The following is a 17,110-nucleotide window of genomic DNA, read 5'->3' as shown; positions in this document are numbered from 1 at the left end:
CGGAAAGCGTCACCTTGCCCGCAGCTTTGTCGTCAATGTAAGAATAACGAGTAAGTTACGATGAAAAGAATGTTAATCAACGCAACTCAGCAAGAAGAGTTGCGTGTCGCCCTTGTGGATGGGCAGCGCCTGTACGATCTGGATATCGAAAGTCCTGGACACGAACAGAAAAAAGCGAACATTTACAAAGGCAAAATCACCCGCATTGAACCAAGCCTTGAAGCTGCATTTGTCGATTACGGTGCTGAGCGTCACGGTTTCCTCCCTCTGAAAGAAATCGCCCGCGAATATTTCCCTGCAAACTACAACGCTCATGGCCGTCCGAACATCAAAGATGTTCTGCGCGAAGGTCAGGAAGTTATTGTTCAGATTGATAAAGAAGAGCGTGGCAACAAAGGTGCCGCACTGACCACCTTTATCAGCCTGGCGGGGAGCTATCTGGTTCTGATGCCAAACAACCCGCGTGCGGGTGGTATTTCTCGCCGCATCGAAGGTGATGACCGTACCGAGCTGAAAGAAGCGCTGGCAAGCCTTGAGCTGCCGGACGGCATGGGGCTTATCGTTCGTACCGCAGGCGTAGGCAAATCTGCCGAAGCGCTGCAGTGGGATCTGAGCTTCCGCCTGAAGCACTGGGAAGCCATCCAAAAAGCAGCCGAGAGCCGCCCTGCACCGTTCCTGATCCACCAGGAAAGCAACGTTATCGTGCGTGCCTTCCGCGACTATCTGCGTCAGGACATCGGTGAAATTTTGATTGATAACCCGAAAGTGCTTGAGCTGGCTCGCCAGCACATCGCCGCGCTGGGTCGTCCGGATTTCACCAGCAAAATTAAACTGTACACCGGTGAAATCCCGCTGTTCAGCCACTATCAGATCGAATCCCAGATTGAGTCCGCCTTCCAGCGTGAAGTGCGCCTGCCGTCCGGCGGTTCTATCGTTATCGATACTACCGAAGCGCTGACCGCTATCGACATCAACTCCGCGCGTGCAACTCGCGGTGGCGATATCGAAGAGACGGCCTTCAACACCAACCTCGAAGCCGCTGATGAAATCGCCCGCCAGCTCCGCCTGCGCGACCTGGGTGGTCTGATCGTTATCGACTTCATCGACATGACCCCTGTTCGCCACCAGCGTGCGGTTGAAAACCGCCTGCGCGAAGCGGTGCGTCAGGACCGTGCGCGTATCCAGATCAGCCACATTTCACGTTTTGGCCTGCTGGAGATGTCCCGTCAGCGTCTGAGTCCGTCACTGGGCGAGTCCAGCCACCACGTCTGCCCGCGCTGTTCCGGTACGGGTACCGTGCGTGATAACGAATCGCTGTCCCTCTCCATTCTGCGCCTGATTGAAGAAGAAGCGCTGAAAGAGAACACCAAAGAAGTACACGCGATCGTTCCTGTGCCCGTGGCCTCTTACCTGCTGAACGAAAAACGTGCAGCGGTCAGTGCAATCGAAGCGCGTCAGGGCGGCGTTCGCTGCATCATCGTGCCAAACGACCAGATGCAAACGCCGCACTACCACGTGCTCCGCGTGCGTAAGGGTGAAGAGACCTCTACGCTCAGCTATCTGCTGCCGAAGCTGCATGAAGAAGAGATGGCCCTGCCGTCCGATGAAGAGCCTGCCGAGCGTAAACTGCCTGAGCAGCCTGCACTAGCGACCTTCATCATGCCGGAAGCGCCGCCTGAAGCCGTACTGGAAAAACCAGCCGCTAAGCCTGCTGCACAAAAAGCTGCACCGGAAGCAGCCAAAGCGCAGCCAGAACAGCCGGGCCTGCTGAGCCGTCTCTTCGGCGCGCTGAAGAAGATGTTTGCAGGTGCAGAGGTTCAGCCGGAGCAACCTAAAGAAGCACCGAAAGAAGCGAAGCCTGAGCGTCAGCAGGATCGTCGTAAACGTCAAAACAACCGTCGCGATCGCAATGACCGCAACGATCGCAGCGACCGTAACGAGCGCCGCGATAACCGTTCTGACAACAACGAAGGCCGCGAGCAGCGCGAAGACAACCGTCGCAACCGTCGCGAGAAACAGCAGCAGAATGTTGAAGATCGTGAAATTCGCCAACCGGCGGGCGACGAGTCCGAGAAGAGCAAACAGCGCGACGAGCAGCAGCCGCGCCGCGAGCGCAATCGCCGTCGCAACGACGATAAGCGTCAGGCGCAGCAGGAAGTTAAAAACCTGAACCGCGAAGCGCCTGTTGAACAGCAGGAAGCTGAGCAGGAAGAACGTACTCAGGTTATGCCGCGTCGTAAGCCGCGCCAGCTGGCTCAGAAAGTGCGCTTTGCCTCCGAGTCAACGGAAGAAACCGCAGTTGTTGCTGAACAAGCAGCGGAAACCGCGCCGAACACCCAGCTGGCTAAAGTGGACCTGCCGGCCGTGGTAGAAAGCAACGTTGAGCAGGATGAAAACGGTGAAGGCCGTGATAACGCAGGAATGCCGCGTCGTTCACGCCGCTCTCCACGTCATCTGCGCGTCAGCGGACAGCGTCGTCGTCGTTACCGTGACGAGCGTTACCCGACCCAGTCGCCAATGCCATTAGCCATCGCGTGCGCGTCGCCTGAAATGGCATCCGGTAAAGTCTGGATCCGTTATCCTGTTGCGCGTCCGGAGCAGATTGTTGAAGAACAGGCTGTCACCGAAGAGTTGATTGCACCAGCCGCACCGGTTGAAGAAGCGATCGCTGCAACCGCCACCGTGGTTGAACCTCAGGCTGTTGAAGCTGAAGCACCGCAGGCTGTTGAAGTGGAAACCACCCATCCGGAAGTGATTGCCGCGCCGGTTGATGCCGCACCGCAGCTTATCGCCGAAGAAGATGCCGCGGTAGCCAAAGAGGTCGCAGAGGAAGTGGAGCCTGCAGCTCCGGTGGAAGAAACCGCTGAAGCCGTGGTCGAAACCGTTGCTGAAGAAGTGATTCCGGACGTTGCCATCGAGGTTGAACCTGTTCGCGAAGCCGAAGAGGTGAAGGCGCCAGAGGTTAAACCTGAGCCGGTTGTTGCTGCACCAGCATCTGAACCTGCACACGTTGCGACTGCGCCAATGACTCGCGCACCTGCGCCTGAATATGTGCCAGAAGCGCCGCGTCACAGCGACTGGGTTCGCCCTGAGTTCAACTTTGACGGCAAAGGCTCTGCCGGTGGCCACAGTGCAACGCACCAGGCTACCGCGCCAGCCACCCGTCCTCAGTCCGTTGAGTAACGCTCACTGAGACGTACAAGCCGACCTTCGGGTCGGCTTTTTTATGCCTGCTGCACGGGTTTTCGCATCCCGGTCAACTCCGGCATGATCTGGCGCATCATATCCAGAAAGCGACGCAGGCGCGCCGGGTAGTAGCGAGACCAGGGATAAACCAGATGCACCGGCAGCGCCGCGGGCTGCCACTCCGGCAGTAAATGCACCAGGCGCCCTTCCCGAATATCGTCCTGTACCGTCCAGCTGGATACCACCGCCACGCCCAGCCCGGTGAGTGCGGTATTTCGTGCGACATACAAGCTGTCCGTGCTGAGGCGCGGCGTGATGGCAATACGCGCGGTTGAGGCCGTACCGTCGTGAGAAAGCTCGACATGGTGCTGGTAGAAGGAGCTGATGGCCACCCAGGGAAGCAGCTGTAAATCCTCCGGCATCATAACAGGCGGAAAGCGGGCCAGCAGCGCCGGGGAGGCCACCACGGAGCGCGGGACTTCGGCCAACAACACCGACACGGTTGCCGGATCGACTTCCGCCCCCACCCTTATTGCGCAGTCAAGGTTGTCGCCAAGAAAGTCAGCCGAACGATCGTTGAGCATCCACTCCACGGATAGCAGCGGATAGCGCTGCAAAAATTCGGTTAAGGGTTTCAGGAGCTGATCCTGACCAAACGCGTGCGGCGCACGCACGCGCAGCACCCCAACCGGCTCATCCTCCGCGTGCCCGACCTCATCCTCAAGCGCCAGCCAGCTGTCAATTACCCGCCGGGCATGCTGGTAGCATCGCTCCCCGTCGTCCGTCAGCCGGGTCGTGTGGGTGGTACGCAGCAGCAAACGCACCCCCAGCAGGGTTTCCAGCGACTGCAGGCGCCGGCTCACCGTCGCCTGGGTCGTCGAAAGCTGTCGCGCAGCCGCAGAGAGCGATCCCGCCTCAACGATGCGAACGAAGGTTCGCATGAGTTCAACTCTGTCTATACGTTCAGTTCGCTTCATTATTTTTTTGCTTATACGTTCAACGTATAAGCGTTTTACCACCAGGCCTTCTACCGCCGCAAGCTGTACTGATAAAAAATAGCGCTACACAACGAATGAGGAATCTCTATGAACACAACATCTGCTCACCGCGCCGTAAGCCGCTGGGTGATTTTTATGCTGGCAATGGGGGCTGGTTTTAGCGTGGCCTCAATCTACTATGCGCAACCGCTGTTGCCGCTGATGGGCGCAGACCTTCATCTGAGTATTGAAGGCATGGGGCTGGTTCCCACCCTCACTCAGGCAGGCTATGCGTTAGGTATTCTCTTCCTGCTTCCGCTTGGCGACCGCCACGACCGCAGAACGCTGATCCTGATAAAAAGCGCGGCGCTGGCGCTGTTCCTGCTGGGCTGCAGCCTGACCGGGCAGCTACATTCGCTGCTGTTAACCAGCCTGCTGATCGGGATGGCGGCCACCATGGCACAGGATATCGTGCCCGCCGCCGCCATCCTTGCTCCTGAAGGCAAACAGGGAAAAACCGTGGGCACGGTGATGACGGGTCTGCTGCTCGGGATACTGCTGTCGAGAACCGTCAGCGGCGTGGTCGGCGAAGCCTTTGGCTGGCGCGTTATGTATCAGCTGGCCGCCGCGAGCATTGCGTTTGTCGGCGTGGTGATGTGGGCCGTTCTTCCCCGCTTTGCCGTTCATTCCGCGCTAGGCTATCCGGCGCTGATGCGCTCAATGGAGCACCTGTGGCGTCGTTACCCGGCACTGCGTCGCGCCGCGATGGCACAGGGCTTTCTCTCGATTGCCTTTAGCGCCTTCTGGTCTACGCTTGCGGTCATGCTGCTGGAGCGCTATCACCTTGGCAGTGCCGTCGCGGGCGGTTTTGGTATCGCGGGTGCCGCAGGCGCGCTGGCTGCCCCGCTGGCAGGGGGTCTTGCCGACAAGCTGGGCGCAGGGAAAGTCACCCAGCTTGGCGCACTGCTTGTCACAATCTCGTTTGCGCTAATGTTCCTGATGCCTGCGCTGGGTATCCACGGACAGCTTATTCTGATTGCAATATCCGCCGTCGGTTTCGACCTTGGCCTGCAGTCAAGCCTGGTGGCACATCAGAATCTGGTCTATAGCCTTGAACCGCAGGCGCGCGGTCGTCTGAACGCCCTGCTGTTTACGGTTGTATTTATCGGCATGGCACTGGGCTCGGCCCTGGGAAGCAAGATATACACCCTGGCGGGCTGGCCTGGCGTGGTCGCGCTGGCGACGGCATGCGGTGCGATTGCGCTTGCGATCCGTCTGGTTGAAAGCGCCCGCGTCAGCGCGGCATCCGCAAACGCCGCCTAAAAAAATGCCCAATCCATCAGGATTGGGCAGGCAAAACACGCCCAGTTTCAGAACGTGTTCTAAGAGGTCAGGATGTTACTTATTCATCTGGAACAGAGACATGCCCTGCATATCGCTGAACGCTTTATAAGACGCCTGCAGGGCCGCCTGCTGCATGGAGTAAGAAGAGATAACCGAGTTCCAGTCAACGTCCACCAGGTCACTCATCTGCTGAGTCTGCCCCAGCGCGCGGTCATCACCCAGCGAATCCAGCTTGCCCAGCTCATCCAGCTTGATACCCAGATCGGCGCGTACGGTCAGCACGTTGTTCAGCGAGTTGCTCAGGCCACGGTTGGCTTTATCGATCGCAGCGGTAAACTCATCGGCTTTGGTCTGGTCACCTTCTACGGGCGTGTTCAGCGCAGCAATCGCGCTGTCCAGAATCTTAAACAGGTTCGTTTCCGGCGCACTGCCGTCCGGCTCTGGTTTTGCATTGCTGGTAAAGGTATCGAAAACCTGGGTGCCCGTATGGCTGATTTGCATGGTACGCGCGGCGTCAACCTGCTGGCTGATTGCCTTATCCCCGCCGTTATAGGCCCCGGTAGTCTGGTCAAAGGCCGCGGCCTCGGTTTTGTAACCCGCAAAGATATAACGACCATTACCATCGGTACTGTTCGCAAGGTTCATCAGCTGATCGCGAATACCCTGCAGGTTAGTAGCCAGCGAGGCGCGGTCATCGTCACTCAGGGTGCCGTTGCCCGCATTCACAATCTTTTCCTGAGCGGACTGAATCGCGGTTGTCACCTGGGACAGCACGTTCTCTTCCAGCGACACCTTGGTCGTGGCGAAGGAACGCGCCAGCGCATACTGGCTGTTTTGGGTCTGCGCCTGCGACAGCACAACGGCCTGCGAGGCGGCAATCGGGTCATCAGATGGACGGTTTACGCGCTTACCGGTAGACATCTGCTCGCCATAGCTGAGCCAGAGGCTTTGGGAGTTTGTCACTCCGCGCATGCTCTGCTCATACATCATTTGAGTACTAATACGCATTTTCTATGCCTCAGCCTTAGCGAATGTTGATCAATGCATCAAACAGCGTGCTCGCCGTTTGCAGCACCTGCGCGTTTGCCAGGTAATACTGCTGATAACGCTGCAGGTTGCCGTACTCTTCGTCCAGGTTAACCCCGGAAATCGACTGCTGCTGTTTGGTCAGCTGCGTCACCACGTTGTCTTTGGTTTCGCTGCTGGTTTTCAGCGACGCCGTGGTGCTCCCCACCGTACTGACCAGCGCAGCATAGGCGTCGTTAACGGTTTTATTGCCGCCCACCAGCTTGGCGTTCTGCAGATCCAACAGCTTTTGACCGTTGGTATTATCGCTTTCGCCGCTGTCGCTGGCGGAAGCCATTGCCAGCTTAGACTCATCGCTGATCGCAACGTCCATATTCATGATGACGTCGTTCACCGGCTTCACGATGAAGCTGTCTTTTTTGTCTGCATTACCGCTGATGTTAACGTTCAGGCCGTCAAACGACAGGTTACCCGTTGTGGCATCCGGCGTGGCCGTAAAGCTGGTGTTGTCAGACAGGCGGGTGATCGTCCAGTCGGTACCGTTGTACTCAACCTTATAGTTTGTCGCCTGTACCTTGGTGCTGTCCGTCATGGTCGCCGTCACGGAGGCAGTGCCGGTATTTTTGGTGTTGCTCAGCACCGACGGAGAACCAAAATCAAACAGTTTGCCGCCCTTGACGCCGTTCGCATCAAAGCCGGCCTGATGCTGGGTATTCATGGCATCAGCGAACGCCAGCGCCATCTGGTTAAGGGAGTTGCGCGCCTGATCCAGGTCCTTCGCGCGGAAGGTTAACAGCCCACCCAGCGAACCGGTGGTAATCAGCTTTTCCGGGATCTCGACGTTGCCGGACGCCGTATCAACATAGGCAATCGTCGTACGCGAAGGGTCTGCGCTGGACTTCACCGCCGCCAGCTGGCTGGCAGTGCTGCCCTGCACCAGGGAGTATCCGTTGGCGATAGAGATGTTATAGGTGCCGCTGTCCTGGACGGTCACGTCCACGCCGACAATCTTGTTCAGCTCGCTCACCAGCTGGTCGCGCTGGTCGAGCAGTTCGTTTGGTGATGAGCCCGCGCCCACGCCGGTCAGACGGGAAATCTGATCGTTGAGGTTAGCAATCTGCTTCGCGTAGTTATTGATCTGATCGACGCTGGTGGAAATCGCCGTATTGACCTGCACATCCTGATCGCGAAGGTATTGATCGTTAGTTTTAAACTGGTTTACCAGCCCATCCGCTTTGCCGATCACCGTCTGACGCGCAGCCGGATCTTCCGCGTTGCTCACCAGCGTTTGCAGACTTTTAAAGAAATCCTGCAGGTTGGTCGCGAGCGAGTTGGTGGTGTCAGAAAGCACATCGTCAATCTTTGACATCTGCTGATAGCGCGTGGTCAGCCCGCTGCTCTGCGTCTGCGCCGCGCGCAGCTGATTGGTAATGAATGCATCGTATTCACGCTGCACGCCGGAGACATACACCCCGTTACCCACCCAGCCACCGCCGGTCAGCGTGCTGTTAGCGGCGCCAAGAACGGTGTTTTGACGGGTATAACCTGCCACGTTATAGCTTGAAATATTATTACTTACGGTATTGAGTGCCGCCTGTGCAGCACTGAGGCCACTCATGGCGCTGTTAATCAAACTGGACATGGGGGTTCCTTTTATACTTTCAGACACGAGTCCTGATGAAGGTTATCGGCAGCCTCCACCGGGACTTGAGAACTTTCAGAACAGATTTTCGATATCTGTGCTATAGGCTTTGCTGACCTTCTCACCCATCGATTTCAGCTGCTGGATCATGCTGGTGAGCTTGCGCGCATAGTTCGGATCGGTGGCGTAGCCGGCATTCTGCAGCGCCTGAGCGCCCTGCTCCGGCGTGGCCGCCTGGGTCACGGCGGTATAGCGCGGATTGCGGCTCAACAGCCCGACATAGTCCGACAGCGCTTCAAGATACGAGCTGTAGACGCGGAACCTGGCTTTGACCTTCACCGCCGCACCGTTTTCATATTCGGTGGTGGTGATCTCCGTCGTCGGCCCTTTCCAGCTGGCGCTGGCCTTCACGCCAAAGATGTTAAAGCTCGGGTCGCCGTTTTCCCTGCGGATCTGCCGCTGGCCCCAGCCCGATTCAAGCGCGGCCTGCGCCAGGATCAGGTGATGCGGCACGCCGCTCTGCTCGCTGGCGAGACGCGCGGGCAGAGAGAGCTGCGCCAGGAAGTCTTTGCTGTCGCCAGAGAGCGGTTCGTCGCTGGTCGCTGCCGGTTTTGGCATCGCCTTACGCACCATCTGCGTCAGCGCCTGGTTCTGATAGCTGGTCACCGTTTCCAGGTCAAACTTCATCGGCACCTGCTGCTGCGCGTCCTCAGGTGGGATCCCCTGCGCGGCTTCGGTCTGTTTAACAATCATGTCAGCCAGACCAAGTCCTTTACCGGCGGTCATCTGCTGCGCAATCTGCTGGTCGTACATGCTGGTGTAAAGACGCGTAGAATCGCTGCTGAACATCCCGTCCTTCGGCAGGGTTTCGCGCATGCTTTTCAACATCATCTGCACAAACATCCCTTCCACCTGGCGGGCGACCGGGCGGATGTTCGCCGCCGGATCTTTTCCCGCTTTGGTTTTCAGCTCGTTCAGCGACTGGGCGTCCCACGCCGCGCCGGTCAGCAGCTTGCTATCGGTCAGCATTAGATAATTTCCAGTTTGGCGCGCAGGCATCCGGCGCTTTGCATCGATTGCAGGATGGACATCAGATCCATCGGCGTTGCGCCCAGCGCATTCAGGGCACGCACCACGCTGTTCAGGTTGGCGCTGGAGCGAACGCTTTGCAGCGAGCCACCGCTCTGGCGTAGATCAATCTGCGTTTGCGGCGTCACCACCGTCTGGCCGCCGCCAAACGGCGTGTCCGGCTGGCTAACGTTGGCGGAGCGGTTGACCGTAACGGAGAGGTTACCCTGCGCCACGGCGCAGCTGTCCAGCGACACTTCGCGGTTCATCACCACCGAGCCGGTGCGCGAGTTGATGATCACTTTGGCATCCTGAAGCGGAACGTTGACTTCCATGTTCTGGATATCCGCCAGCATGCGCACCTGGTTGCTGCTGCCCGTGGAGGTTCTGATCTGCACCGTGCGCGCATCCAGCGCGGTTGCGCTGCCGTAGCCGCGGCTGCGGTTGATGGTGTCGGCAATCTGCTGCGCCATCGTGAAGTCTTCGTTATTCAGCTGCAGGTTAATGGTGTTACCCGAGCCGAACTGGGTTGGCAGTTCCCGCTCGATAATTGCCCCGTTGGTGATACGCCCGCCGTTCAGCTGGTTCACCTGCACGCTGCTTCCGCCTGCAGATGCGCCCGCGCCGCCGACCAGGATGTTGCCCTGCGCCAGGGCGTAAACCTGGCTGTCGACGCCTTTCAGCGGGGTCATCAGCAGCGTACCGCCGCGCAGGCTTTTGGCGTTACCCATGGAGGAAACCACCACGTCGATGGTTTGCCCCTGGCGCGCAAATGCCGGGAAGGAGGCCGTAACCATCACCGCCGCCACGTTTTTCAGCTGCATGTTGGTGCCCGTTGGGACGGTAATGCCGAGCTGGGAGAGCATGTTGTTCAGGCTCTGGGTGGTAAATGGCGTCTGGGTCGTCTGGTCGCCCGTGCCGTCCAGCCCCACCACCAGGCCGTAGCCAATCAGGGAGTTTTCACGTACGCCCTGTACGCTGGTGAGATCGCGGATGCGGTCAGCCTGGGCAACGGTTGCCACTAGGGACAACGCCACGGCGAAGAGAAATTTAAGCATGGGTCACCTCGCTTACATCGGCGATAGGTTAAGGAAGAAGCGCTGCAGCCAGCCCATATTTTGCGCCTCATTGATGTAGCCGTTACCGACGTACTCGATGCGCGCATCCGCCACCTGGGTGGACGGTACGGTGTTGGTGCCGCTGATGGTGCGAGGGTTAACCACACCGGAGAAGCGAATGAACTCAGTGCCTTGGTTAATGGCGATCTGCTTTTCACCCACCACGTGCAGGTTGCCGTTAACCAGAACCTGGTCAACCGTGACCGTCAGCGTACCGCTGAAGGTGTTGCTGGCGTTCGCGCCGCCTTTACCGTTAAAGGTGTTGCCGCCAGAGGCATCCACATCCGCACGCGCATTGCCGAACAGGCCCTGCAGATAGCGTGGAACGGTGTCGAAGCCGAAATTGGTTTTGCCGTCGCGGCTGGCGTTCGCCGACGAGCTCTTGCTCGCACTGACGTTTTCCTGCAGCACAATGGTCAGCGTATCGCCGACGTTACGCGGGCGGCGGTCTTCAAACAGCGGCTGATAACCGTAGTTAATCGGCTGTGCGGTCTGGAAAATGGAGCCGTTCACCACGGGCGCGGGGCCGGGAACGGGCTGGGCGGTAGTCGCACCCTCGACCAATGGTTTAGACGGGATCCAGGCACATCCGCTGAGGGTGACGGCCAGAACAGTCAGTACTGGATAACGAAACGCCGCGTTTTTTTGCATTGCCTTCATCTTCGAAAACAGGGAGCCGGTGCGGGGGTTACCGCACCGGGCTACACCTTAGAGTTGCGTCAGTTTCTGCAGCATCTGGTCGGTCGTCGACACTGCTTTACTGTTAATTTCATACGCGCGCTGAACCTGGATCATGTTTACCAGCTCTTCCGCCACGTTAACGTTAGAGGTTTCGACATAACCCTGATAGAGCAGACCCGCACCGTTGAGGCCCGGCGTACTCTCATTTGGCGTACCGGAGGATTGCGTTTCGGTGTACAGGTTCTCACCAATGCTTTCCAGACCGGTATCGTTCATGAAGGTGGTCAGGTTCAGCTGCCCAACCTGAACGGGCGCGGCCTGCCCCTGCTGGGTCACGCTGACTACACCGTCACGGCCAATGGTAATGCTCAGGGCATTGGCAGGAATGGTGATCGCAGGCTGAACCTGGAAGCCGCCCGCCGTCACCAGCTGGCCGTTCTGATCCACCTGGAAAGAGCCATCGCGAGTATAGGCAGAGGTGCCGTCAGGCAGCTGCACCTGGAAGAAGCCCTGCCCTTTGATGGCGACGTCTTTGCTGTTGTTGGTCTGAGACAGGTTGCCCTGGCTGTGCAGACGTTCAGTTGCCACCGGACGTACGCCGGTACCAATCTGCAGGCCGGACGGCAGCGTCGTTTGCTCGGAAGACTGAGCGCCCGGCTGGCGAATGGTTTGATAAAGCAAATCTTCGAAAACGGCACGCTGACGCTTGAAACCATTGGTGCTGACGTTTGCCAGGTTGTTGGCAATAACGTCCATATTGGTTTGCTGCGCGTCCAGGCCGGTTTTCGCGATCCATAAAGAACTGATCATAAGGAGTCCTGTTAACTCATAGCCAGAAGTTGGTTAGCCTTGCTCGCGTTTTCATCCACGCTGCTGATAATCTTCATCTGCATTTCAAAACGGCGGGCGCTGGCAATCATGTCGGTCATGGCTTCCACCGGCTTGACGTTACTGCCTTCAAGAACGCCCGACATTACGCGAATGCTCGGATCGGCCTGCAGCGTGGCGCCACGGGTGGCCTGCGCCGCCTGGGTCAGACGGAACATGCCGTCGTCGCCGCGCTGCACCTCTTTGCCTTCCGCTTTAACCAGCTTCAGACGCCCGACGGGTGCGACGGTATTGGCCGGATCGCCGGGGTTCAATGCCGAGATCGTTCCGTCCGCCGCGATGGTCAGCTCAGATCCTTCAGGCACCGTGAGCGGGCCCGCTTCGCCCATCACCGGATGCCCCTGAATCGTCAGCTGTCCGGTCGCGCTCACCTGGATGCTGCCGTTACGGGTATAGCCTTCGCTACCGTCTGCCGTTTGCACCGCCAGCCAGCCGTCCTGCTGCAGGGCAACGTCCAGCGGGCGAGAGGTGTAATCCATCTGGCCTGGCGTCATGTCTGCACCCGGCGTAGAGGCCGTCACCAGCGTACGCGTTGGCAGCGAAAGCCCTTCTACCGGCACCGCACGCAGCGCGTTAAGCTGCGCGCGGAAGCCCGGCGTAGAGGCGTTTGCCAGGTTGCTGGCCGTAACCGCCTGCTGATTGAGCGTCTGACTTGCGGCGCCCATCGCTGTATATATTGCGTGATCCATTGCGCTTTCCCGTCAGCCGCTTAACGCAGGTTAACCAGCGTGTTGAGGATCTGATCCTGGGTTTTGATGGTCTGCGCGTTCGACTGGTAGTTACGTTGCGCGACGATCATGTTCACCAGCTCTTTACTCAGATCAACGTTGGACGCTTCCAGCGCGCCGTTGGTCAGCGTGCCGAAGTTACCGGTGCCCGCCGTGCCCAGCAGCGCAACGCCTGAGGACTGCGTGGCAGACCAGACGTTATTGCCTTCTGACTGCAGGCCTTCGTTGTTGGCGAAGTTCGCCATGACGATCTGGCCCAGCACCTGAGTCTGTTCGTTGGAGTAGTTACCCACAACCGTACCGTCGTCGTTGATCTGGTAGCTCACCAGGTCACCCGGCTTGTAGCCGTTCTGGGTAGTACCGACCACGTTATTGGTGCCGGTGTTCTGCTGCATGGAGTTCTGGAAGTTCAGGTTGAAAGTCGCCGGATCTGCACCGCTGACGGAACCCGTGGTGATATCAATAGACGGCGTGGTGTTCGGCGTCGAGCTCAGCGCACCGCCAGCACCGTAGTTGTACACGCCTTCCAGGTTACCGTTGCTGTCAAAGCTCATCTGCGCAGCTTTGGTTGCCGCAGAGCCCGCCACGCTGCCATCCTGGGTGTAGAGATCCCACTTGTTGTCCGCTGTTTTCACGTAGTAGACGTACATGTTATGGGCGTTACCCTGGGTGTCGAAGACGGTCACGGTCCCTTTTTTATTATAGGTATCCGGGTTGGTCGCATCGAACGCACCGGTCTGCTTATCATCCGTCGAGTTGAGGTTGATCTGCTGCGTTGCCGTGGTGGTTGCTTTCGCGCCCATCAGGGTGTTCGGGATGGTGATCGCCTGAGGGTTCGCGCCGGTCTGTACCGTTGGCGGCGTGCCCGCCACCGGATAACCGGTCAGCTGCAGGCCCTGCATGTTCACCAGGGTACGGTTTTCATCCAGCTTGAATTGGCCGTTACGGCTGTAGAACACGGAGCCGTTGGAATCGACCATGCGGAAGAAACCGTTCTGGCTGATGGCAACGTCCAGACCACGACCGGTGTTGGTGGTGGTACCGTCGGTAAAGTCCTGAGTGATGCCCGCAACCTTAACGCCCAGGCCCACTTTGGAACCGGCAAACATGTCTGCAAAAGACGCAGAGCCGGATTTAAAACCATAGGTCGCGGAGTTGGCGATGTTGTTGCCAATGACGTCCAGGTTGGTGGCCGCAGCATTCAGGCCGCTGACCGCTTGAGAAAAGGCCATGACTTACTCCTGATAAGTGTAAAGGCTTAGATAATCTGCCGAACTTCGTCGAGTGTGGTGGTACCGGAAGTACCCAAATCCAGTTTGCTGCCGTCGCTGCTTTTAATCACGCCCTGCACCAGGCCAAACTGCAGCGGTTGCGCCACCAGCTGCGTGGTGCCGTTGCTGGCGCTGATCGCAACCTTGTAGGAACCGTTCGGCGCCGTGGTGCCGTCGGTCATGCTGCCATCCCAGGTAAAGGTATGAACGCCCGCGCTCAGCCCACCGATATCGATGGTGCGCACGACCGCACCGGTGGAATCGGTGATCGTCGCGGTCACTTTATCCGCCGCCTGCTGCAGCTCAACGCCAAACGGCGTTGTTGAGGTGGTGGTCGTGCCGTCGGTGGTACTGCTGCCGGCAAGAACGGTGGTACCTGGGATCATCACGCCGTGACCAATCAGGTTGGCGGCCTGCAGAGACTGGCTGCTGTCGATTTGGCCGGAGACGGAGCCCAGGGTGGTATTGAGCTTCTCGATGCCGCTCACGGTGCTGATCTGCGCAAGCTGCGTGGTCAGCTCGTTGTTTTGCATCGGGTTGGTGGGGTCCTGGTTCTTCAACTGCGCCACCAGCAGTGTGAGGAAGCTGCTTTGCAGGTCGTTAGCGCTGCTGCCCGTCAGGGAGCTGGAGCCCGTCGAACTTGTGCCGGATACGCCCGAGCTGGTCGTATCATTCATATTCACGGCGATGGACATGCGTGTCTCCTTTACTGGCCGAGAGTGAGGGTTTTGAGCATCATGCTCTTCACGGTATTAAGCACTTCGACGTTGGCCTGGTAGCTCCGTGAAGCCGACATGGAGTTCACCATCTCGCCCACCACGTCCACGTTAGGCATCTTGACGTAACCACTGGCATCCGCGAGGGGGTTACCGGGTTCATACACCAGCTTGTCTGGCGCCTGGCTCTCTACCACGTCAGAGACTTTCACGCCGCCCGTCGCCGCGCCCGGCGCAGCATCGACCTGAAAGACCACCTGTTTCGCGCGATACGGCTGTCCGTCTGGCCCGGTCACGCTGTCGGCGTTGGCCAGGTTACTGGCGGCCACGTTCAGACGTTTGGACTGTGCGGTTAGCGCCGAACCGGCAATATCAAAAATATTCAGCAAAGCCATCGATTAGTTGCCCCCCTGAAGGACGCTCATCATGCCTTTAATTTGTCCACCCAGCAGGGTCAGCCCCGTCTGGTACTGCAGGCTGTTATCGGCAAATTGTGTACGCTCCCGATCCATGTCAACGGTGTTACCGTCAAGCGATGGCTGGTCGGGAATGCGGTAAAGCAGGTCGGTCGTTGGGGCGGTCATCGCCTGTGCGGGAATATGGCGTGAGGACGTCAGTGCAAGTGCGACACCCGTTCCTTCGGCACGTCCACGCTCCATCACTTTTTTAAGTTCACTGGAAAAATCAATATCGCGCGCCTGAAACCCGGGGGTATCCGCGTTAGCGATATTGGCAGCTAAAATCTCCTGCCGCTGGGCGCGCAAATTGAGCGCTTCCTGCTGAAAACGTAGCGCGGCGTCGAGTTTATCGAGCATGTCTCCTCCGCTGATGGGAAAATTTCAGTTCACAGCTTAAATCTCATGCCGTCTCCCTTATCGACGGAATAAGCGCAAAATGCGTCGCTATTTATTCCGTTGATGCAAAACCACTGCAGGTAAAATCCTCTCAATTCTGAAAACGGTGGAACCTGCGATGCGGACGTTGAAAAGTGGCCTGGCGGCAACCCTCTTACTGTTAAGTCCCCTGGTTGAGGCGGAAAATTTACAGGATCGGCTAACGACCTTTTTTGCTCAGCAGCTGGCAGGATTTAGCGATGACGTCAGCGTGACCGTGCGCACGCCGCCTAACCTGTATCCGTCCTGCGAGCAGCCATCGTTCAACGTGACGGGCACGACAAAGCTATGGGGCAACGTGAACGTGCTCGCGCGCTGCGCCAATGAAAAACGCTATTTGCAGGTTGTGGTTCAGGCGACGGGCAATTATGTTGTCGCGGCCGTCCCTATCGCGCGCGGCACCCTGCTGCAGGCCAACAGCGTCACGCTGAAGCGTGGACGTCTTGACCAGCTTCCGCCGAGGACAATGCTTGATATTAATCAGGCGCAGGAGGCCGTAAGCCTGCGCGATGTGGCGCCAGGCCAGCCGATACAGCTCACGATGCTTCGTCAGGCATGGCGCGTAAAAGCAGGACAGCAGGTGATGGTGGTGGCCAACGGTGACGGCTTTAGTATTAACAGTGAAGGGAAGGCGTTAAATAACGCCGCCGTGGCGCAAAATGCCCGAGTCAGAATGTCCTCAGGCCAGGTGGTGAGCGGGACGGTCGATTCTGATGGGAATATTCTGATTAACCTATAATCTTTTTAAAGATTTCGTGACGGCTGCCGATAAATATTCAACTAATGATGATGTCAGGCGCAAACGCCGCGAACCCTCGATGAGGACAATAATATGAGCATTGATCGTACATCAGCCCTGAAGCCGGTAAGCACTGTACAACCTCGCGAAACGAATGACGCTACGCCGCAGAAAACGCGTCTGGAAAAACCGACCACCGCGAACAGCACCAGCGTCACCCTGAGCGATGCCCAGGCAAAACTGATGCAGCCGGGAAGCGGCGATATCAACATGGAACGTGTTGAACAGCTGAAGACGGCTATTCGTAACGGTGAGCTGAAAATGGATACCAGCAAAATCGCTGACGCGCTGATTCAGGACGCGCAGAGTTTCTTACAGAGTAACTAACGGTATGAGTCGACTGTCAGAAATACTGGATCAAATGACGGTTGTTCTGAACGACCTGAAAACCGTAATGGATGCGGAACAGCAGCACCTGTCTTCCGGTCAGGTTAACGGCAGCGCGCTGCAACGCATTACTGAAGACAAAAGTTCGCTTCTGGCAACGCTGGACTATCTGGAGCAGCAGCGTCGCGCTGAGCAAGATCCCAAGCGCAGCGCAAATGATGAGATTGTTGAACGCTGGCAGACGATTACAGAAAAAACCCAGCACCTGCGCGATCTCAACCAGCACAACGGCTGGCTTCTTGAAGGTCAGATAGTGCGTAACCAGCAGGCGCTTGAGGTTTTAAAACCGCATAAAGAAACGGGACTGTACGGGGCGGATGGTCAGACCGCCACGGCGCGCGTGACCGGCGGGAAAAAGATTTCGATTTGACGCCTCTGCGTCACAT

Annotated in this window: 17 protein-coding genes; 5 read left to right on the top strand and 12 right to left on the bottom strand. The window is 58.0% G+C overall.

The features are described 5' to 3' along the window. The first annotated feature begins 60 nt into the window (after window positions 1-60). On the top strand, window positions 61-3,183 hold the full coding sequence (gene rne / locus VPX56_RS08830; protein WP_326471184.1) for a ribonuclease E: 3,123 nt from the start codon (window positions 61-63) through the stop codon (window positions 3,181-3,183). Window positions 3,184-3,224: 41 nt separating this feature from the next. Here the strand turns inward: rne and VPX56_RS08825 are convergent, their stop codons facing one another. Further along, the gene (locus VPX56_RS08825) at window positions 3,225-4,163 is read right to left on the bottom strand and encodes a LysR family transcriptional regulator (RefSeq protein WP_326471182.1); all 939 of its coding nucleotides are present in this window, start codon (window positions 4,161-4,163) and stop codon (window positions 3,225-3,227) included. Window positions 4,164-4,271: 108 nt separating this feature from the next. Between VPX56_RS08825 and VPX56_RS08820 the strand changes: the two genes are divergently transcribed. Further along, window positions 4,272-5,486 (top strand): MFS transporter, encoded by a 1,215-nt coding sequence (locus VPX56_RS08820; protein WP_326471180.1) that lies wholly within the window; start codon window positions 4,272-4,274, stop codon window positions 5,484-5,486. A gap of 75 nt (window positions 5,487-5,561) precedes the next feature. Here the strand turns inward: VPX56_RS08820 and flgL are convergent, their stop codons facing one another. From flgL to flgB, 11 genes are all read right to left on the bottom strand, one after another. After that, window positions 5,562-6,515, bottom strand: coding sequence for a flagellar hook-associated protein FlgL (flgL, locus tag VPX56_RS08815; RefSeq protein WP_131634283.1), 954 nt, complete (start codon window positions 6,513-6,515; stop codon window positions 5,562-5,564). A gap of 16 nt (window positions 6,516-6,531) precedes the next feature. After that, window positions 6,532-8,175 (bottom strand): flagellar hook-associated protein FlgK, encoded by a 1,644-nt coding sequence (gene flgK / locus VPX56_RS08810; RefSeq protein ID WP_326471177.1) that lies wholly within the window; start codon window positions 8,173-8,175, stop codon window positions 6,532-6,534. A 75-nt stretch (window positions 8,176-8,250) separates the two neighbouring features. Beyond that, on the bottom strand, window positions 8,251-9,204 hold the full coding sequence (gene flgJ, locus VPX56_RS08805; RefSeq protein ID WP_326471175.1) for a flagellar assembly peptidoglycan hydrolase FlgJ: 954 nt from the start codon (window positions 9,202-9,204) through the stop codon (window positions 8,251-8,253). Then, complete coding sequence (locus VPX56_RS08800) at window positions 9,204-10,301, bottom strand: flagellar basal body P-ring protein FlgI (RefSeq protein ID WP_263609236.1); 1,098 nt, start codon at window positions 10,299-10,301, stop codon at window positions 9,204-9,206. Before VPX56_RS08800 ends, flgJ begins: the two co-directional genes overlap by 1 nt. A gap of 12 nt (window positions 10,302-10,313) precedes the next feature. Next, complete coding sequence (flgH, locus tag VPX56_RS08795; RefSeq protein WP_263609235.1) at window positions 10,314-11,012, bottom strand: flagellar basal body L-ring protein FlgH; 699 nt, start codon at window positions 11,010-11,012, stop codon at window positions 10,314-10,316. 57 nt (window positions 11,013-11,069) lie between these two features. Beyond that, on the bottom strand, window positions 11,070-11,852 hold the full coding sequence (gene flgG / locus VPX56_RS08790) for a flagellar basal-body rod protein FlgG (protein WP_008500810.1): 783 nt from the start codon (window positions 11,850-11,852) through the stop codon (window positions 11,070-11,072). 11 nt (window positions 11,853-11,863) lie between these two features. Continuing rightward, complete coding sequence (locus tag VPX56_RS08785; RefSeq protein ID WP_131634279.1) at window positions 11,864-12,619, bottom strand: flagellar basal body rod protein FlgF; 756 nt, start codon at window positions 12,617-12,619, stop codon at window positions 11,864-11,866. 20 nt (window positions 12,620-12,639) lie between these two features. Beyond that, window positions 12,640-13,890, bottom strand: a complete 1,251-nt coding sequence (gene flgE, locus VPX56_RS08780; protein WP_326471168.1) for a flagellar hook protein FlgE — start codon at window positions 13,888-13,890, stop codon at window positions 12,640-12,642. A gap of 26 nt (window positions 13,891-13,916) precedes the next feature. Further along, window positions 13,917-14,624 carry a flagellar hook assembly protein FlgD gene (gene flgD / locus VPX56_RS08775; RefSeq protein ID WP_131634277.1) on the bottom strand — a complete coding sequence of 236 codons (708 nt, stop codon included), beginning with the start codon at window positions 14,622-14,624 and terminating at the stop codon, window positions 13,917-13,919. A gap of 11 nt (window positions 14,625-14,635) precedes the next feature. Then, window positions 14,636-15,040: a flagellar basal body rod protein FlgC gene (flgC, locus tag VPX56_RS08770; RefSeq protein ID WP_014069769.1), complete on the bottom strand. Its 405-nt coding sequence runs from the start codon at window positions 15,038-15,040 to the stop codon at window positions 14,636-14,638. A gap of 3 nt (window positions 15,041-15,043) precedes the next feature. Then, window positions 15,044-15,460, bottom strand: a complete 417-nt coding sequence (gene flgB, locus VPX56_RS08765; protein ID WP_131634276.1) for a flagellar basal body rod protein FlgB — start codon at window positions 15,458-15,460, stop codon at window positions 15,044-15,046. Between the two features lie 157 nt (window positions 15,461-15,617). Between flgB and flgA the strand changes: the two genes are divergently transcribed. The 3 genes from flgA to flgN all read left to right on the top strand — a co-directional run bounded on the left by flgA (window position 15,618) and on the right by flgN (window position 17,094). After that, a complete protein-coding gene (gene flgA, locus VPX56_RS08760; RefSeq protein ID WP_326471163.1) occupies window positions 15,618-16,277 on the top strand; it encodes a flagellar basal body P-ring formation chaperone FlgA in 660 nt (219 codons plus the stop codon). Between the two features lie 93 nt (window positions 16,278-16,370). Then, window positions 16,371-16,664, top strand: a complete 294-nt coding sequence (gene flgM, locus VPX56_RS08755) for a flagellar biosynthesis anti-sigma factor FlgM (protein WP_131634274.1) — start codon at window positions 16,371-16,373, stop codon at window positions 16,662-16,664. A 4-nt stretch (window positions 16,665-16,668) separates the two neighbouring features. After that, complete coding sequence (gene flgN, locus VPX56_RS08750; RefSeq protein ID WP_131634273.1) at window positions 16,669-17,094, top strand: flagella biosynthesis chaperone FlgN; 426 nt, start codon at window positions 16,669-16,671, stop codon at window positions 17,092-17,094. The last annotated feature ends 16 nt before the right edge of the window (window positions 17,095-17,110 follow it).

It is taken from the genome of Enterobacter wuhouensis, from assembly GCF_035835995.1.
Lineage (GTDB): Bacteria > Pseudomonadota > Gammaproteobacteria > Enterobacterales > Enterobacteriaceae > Enterobacter > Enterobacter wuhouensis.
This window is presented reverse-complemented; position numbering and strand designations above follow the sequence as displayed.

Coding starts and splice junctions, on each gene's coding strand:
- rne (WP_326471184.1), top strand. CDS start 61: ATGAAAAGAATGTTAATCAACGCAACTCAGCAAGAAGAGTTGCGTGTC.
- VPX56_RS08825 (WP_326471182.1), bottom strand. CDS start 4,163: ATGAAGCGAACTGAACGTATAGACAGAGTTGAACTCATGCGAACCTTC.
- VPX56_RS08820 (WP_326471180.1), top strand. CDS start 4,272: ATGAACACAACATCTGCTCACCGCGCCGTAAGCCGCTGGGTGATTTTT.
- flgL (WP_131634283.1), bottom strand. CDS start 6,515: ATGCGTATTAGTACTCAAATGATGTATGAGCAGAGCATGCGCGGAGTG.
- flgK (WP_326471177.1), bottom strand. CDS start 8,175: ATGTCCAGTTTGATTAACAGCGCCATGAGTGGCCTCAGTGCTGCACAG.
- flgJ (WP_326471175.1), bottom strand. CDS start 9,204: ATGCTGACCGATAGCAAGCTGCTGACCGGCGCGGCGTGGGACGCCCAG.
- VPX56_RS08800 (WP_263609236.1), bottom strand. CDS start 10,301: ATGCTTAAATTTCTCTTCGCCGTGGCGTTGTCCCTAGTGGCAACCGTT.
- flgH (WP_263609235.1), bottom strand. CDS start 11,012: ATGCAAAAAAACGCGGCGTTTCGTTATCCAGTACTGACTGTTCTGGCC.
- flgG (WP_008500810.1), bottom strand. CDS start 11,852: ATGATCAGTTCTTTATGGATCGCGAAAACCGGCCTGGACGCGCAGCAA.
- VPX56_RS08785 (WP_131634279.1), bottom strand. CDS start 12,619: ATGGATCACGCAATATATACAGCGATGGGCGCCGCAAGTCAGACGCTC.
- flgE (WP_326471168.1), bottom strand. CDS start 13,890: ATGGCCTTTTCTCAAGCGGTCAGCGGCCTGAATGCTGCGGCCACCAAC.
- flgD (WP_131634277.1), bottom strand. CDS start 14,624: ATGTCCATCGCCGTGAATATGAATGATACGACCAGCTCGGGCGTATCC.
- flgC (WP_014069769.1), bottom strand. CDS start 15,040: ATGGCTTTGCTGAATATTTTTGATATTGCCGGTTCGGCGCTAACCGCA.
- flgB (WP_131634276.1), bottom strand. CDS start 15,460: ATGCTCGATAAACTCGACGCCGCGCTACGTTTTCAGCAGGAAGCGCTC.
- flgA (WP_326471163.1), top strand. CDS start 15,618: ATGCGGACGTTGAAAAGTGGCCTGGCGGCAACCCTCTTACTGTTAAGT.
- flgM (WP_131634274.1), top strand. CDS start 16,371: ATGAGCATTGATCGTACATCAGCCCTGAAGCCGGTAAGCACTGTACAA.
- flgN (WP_131634273.1), top strand. CDS start 16,669: ATGAGTCGACTGTCAGAAATACTGGATCAAATGACGGTTGTTCTGAAC.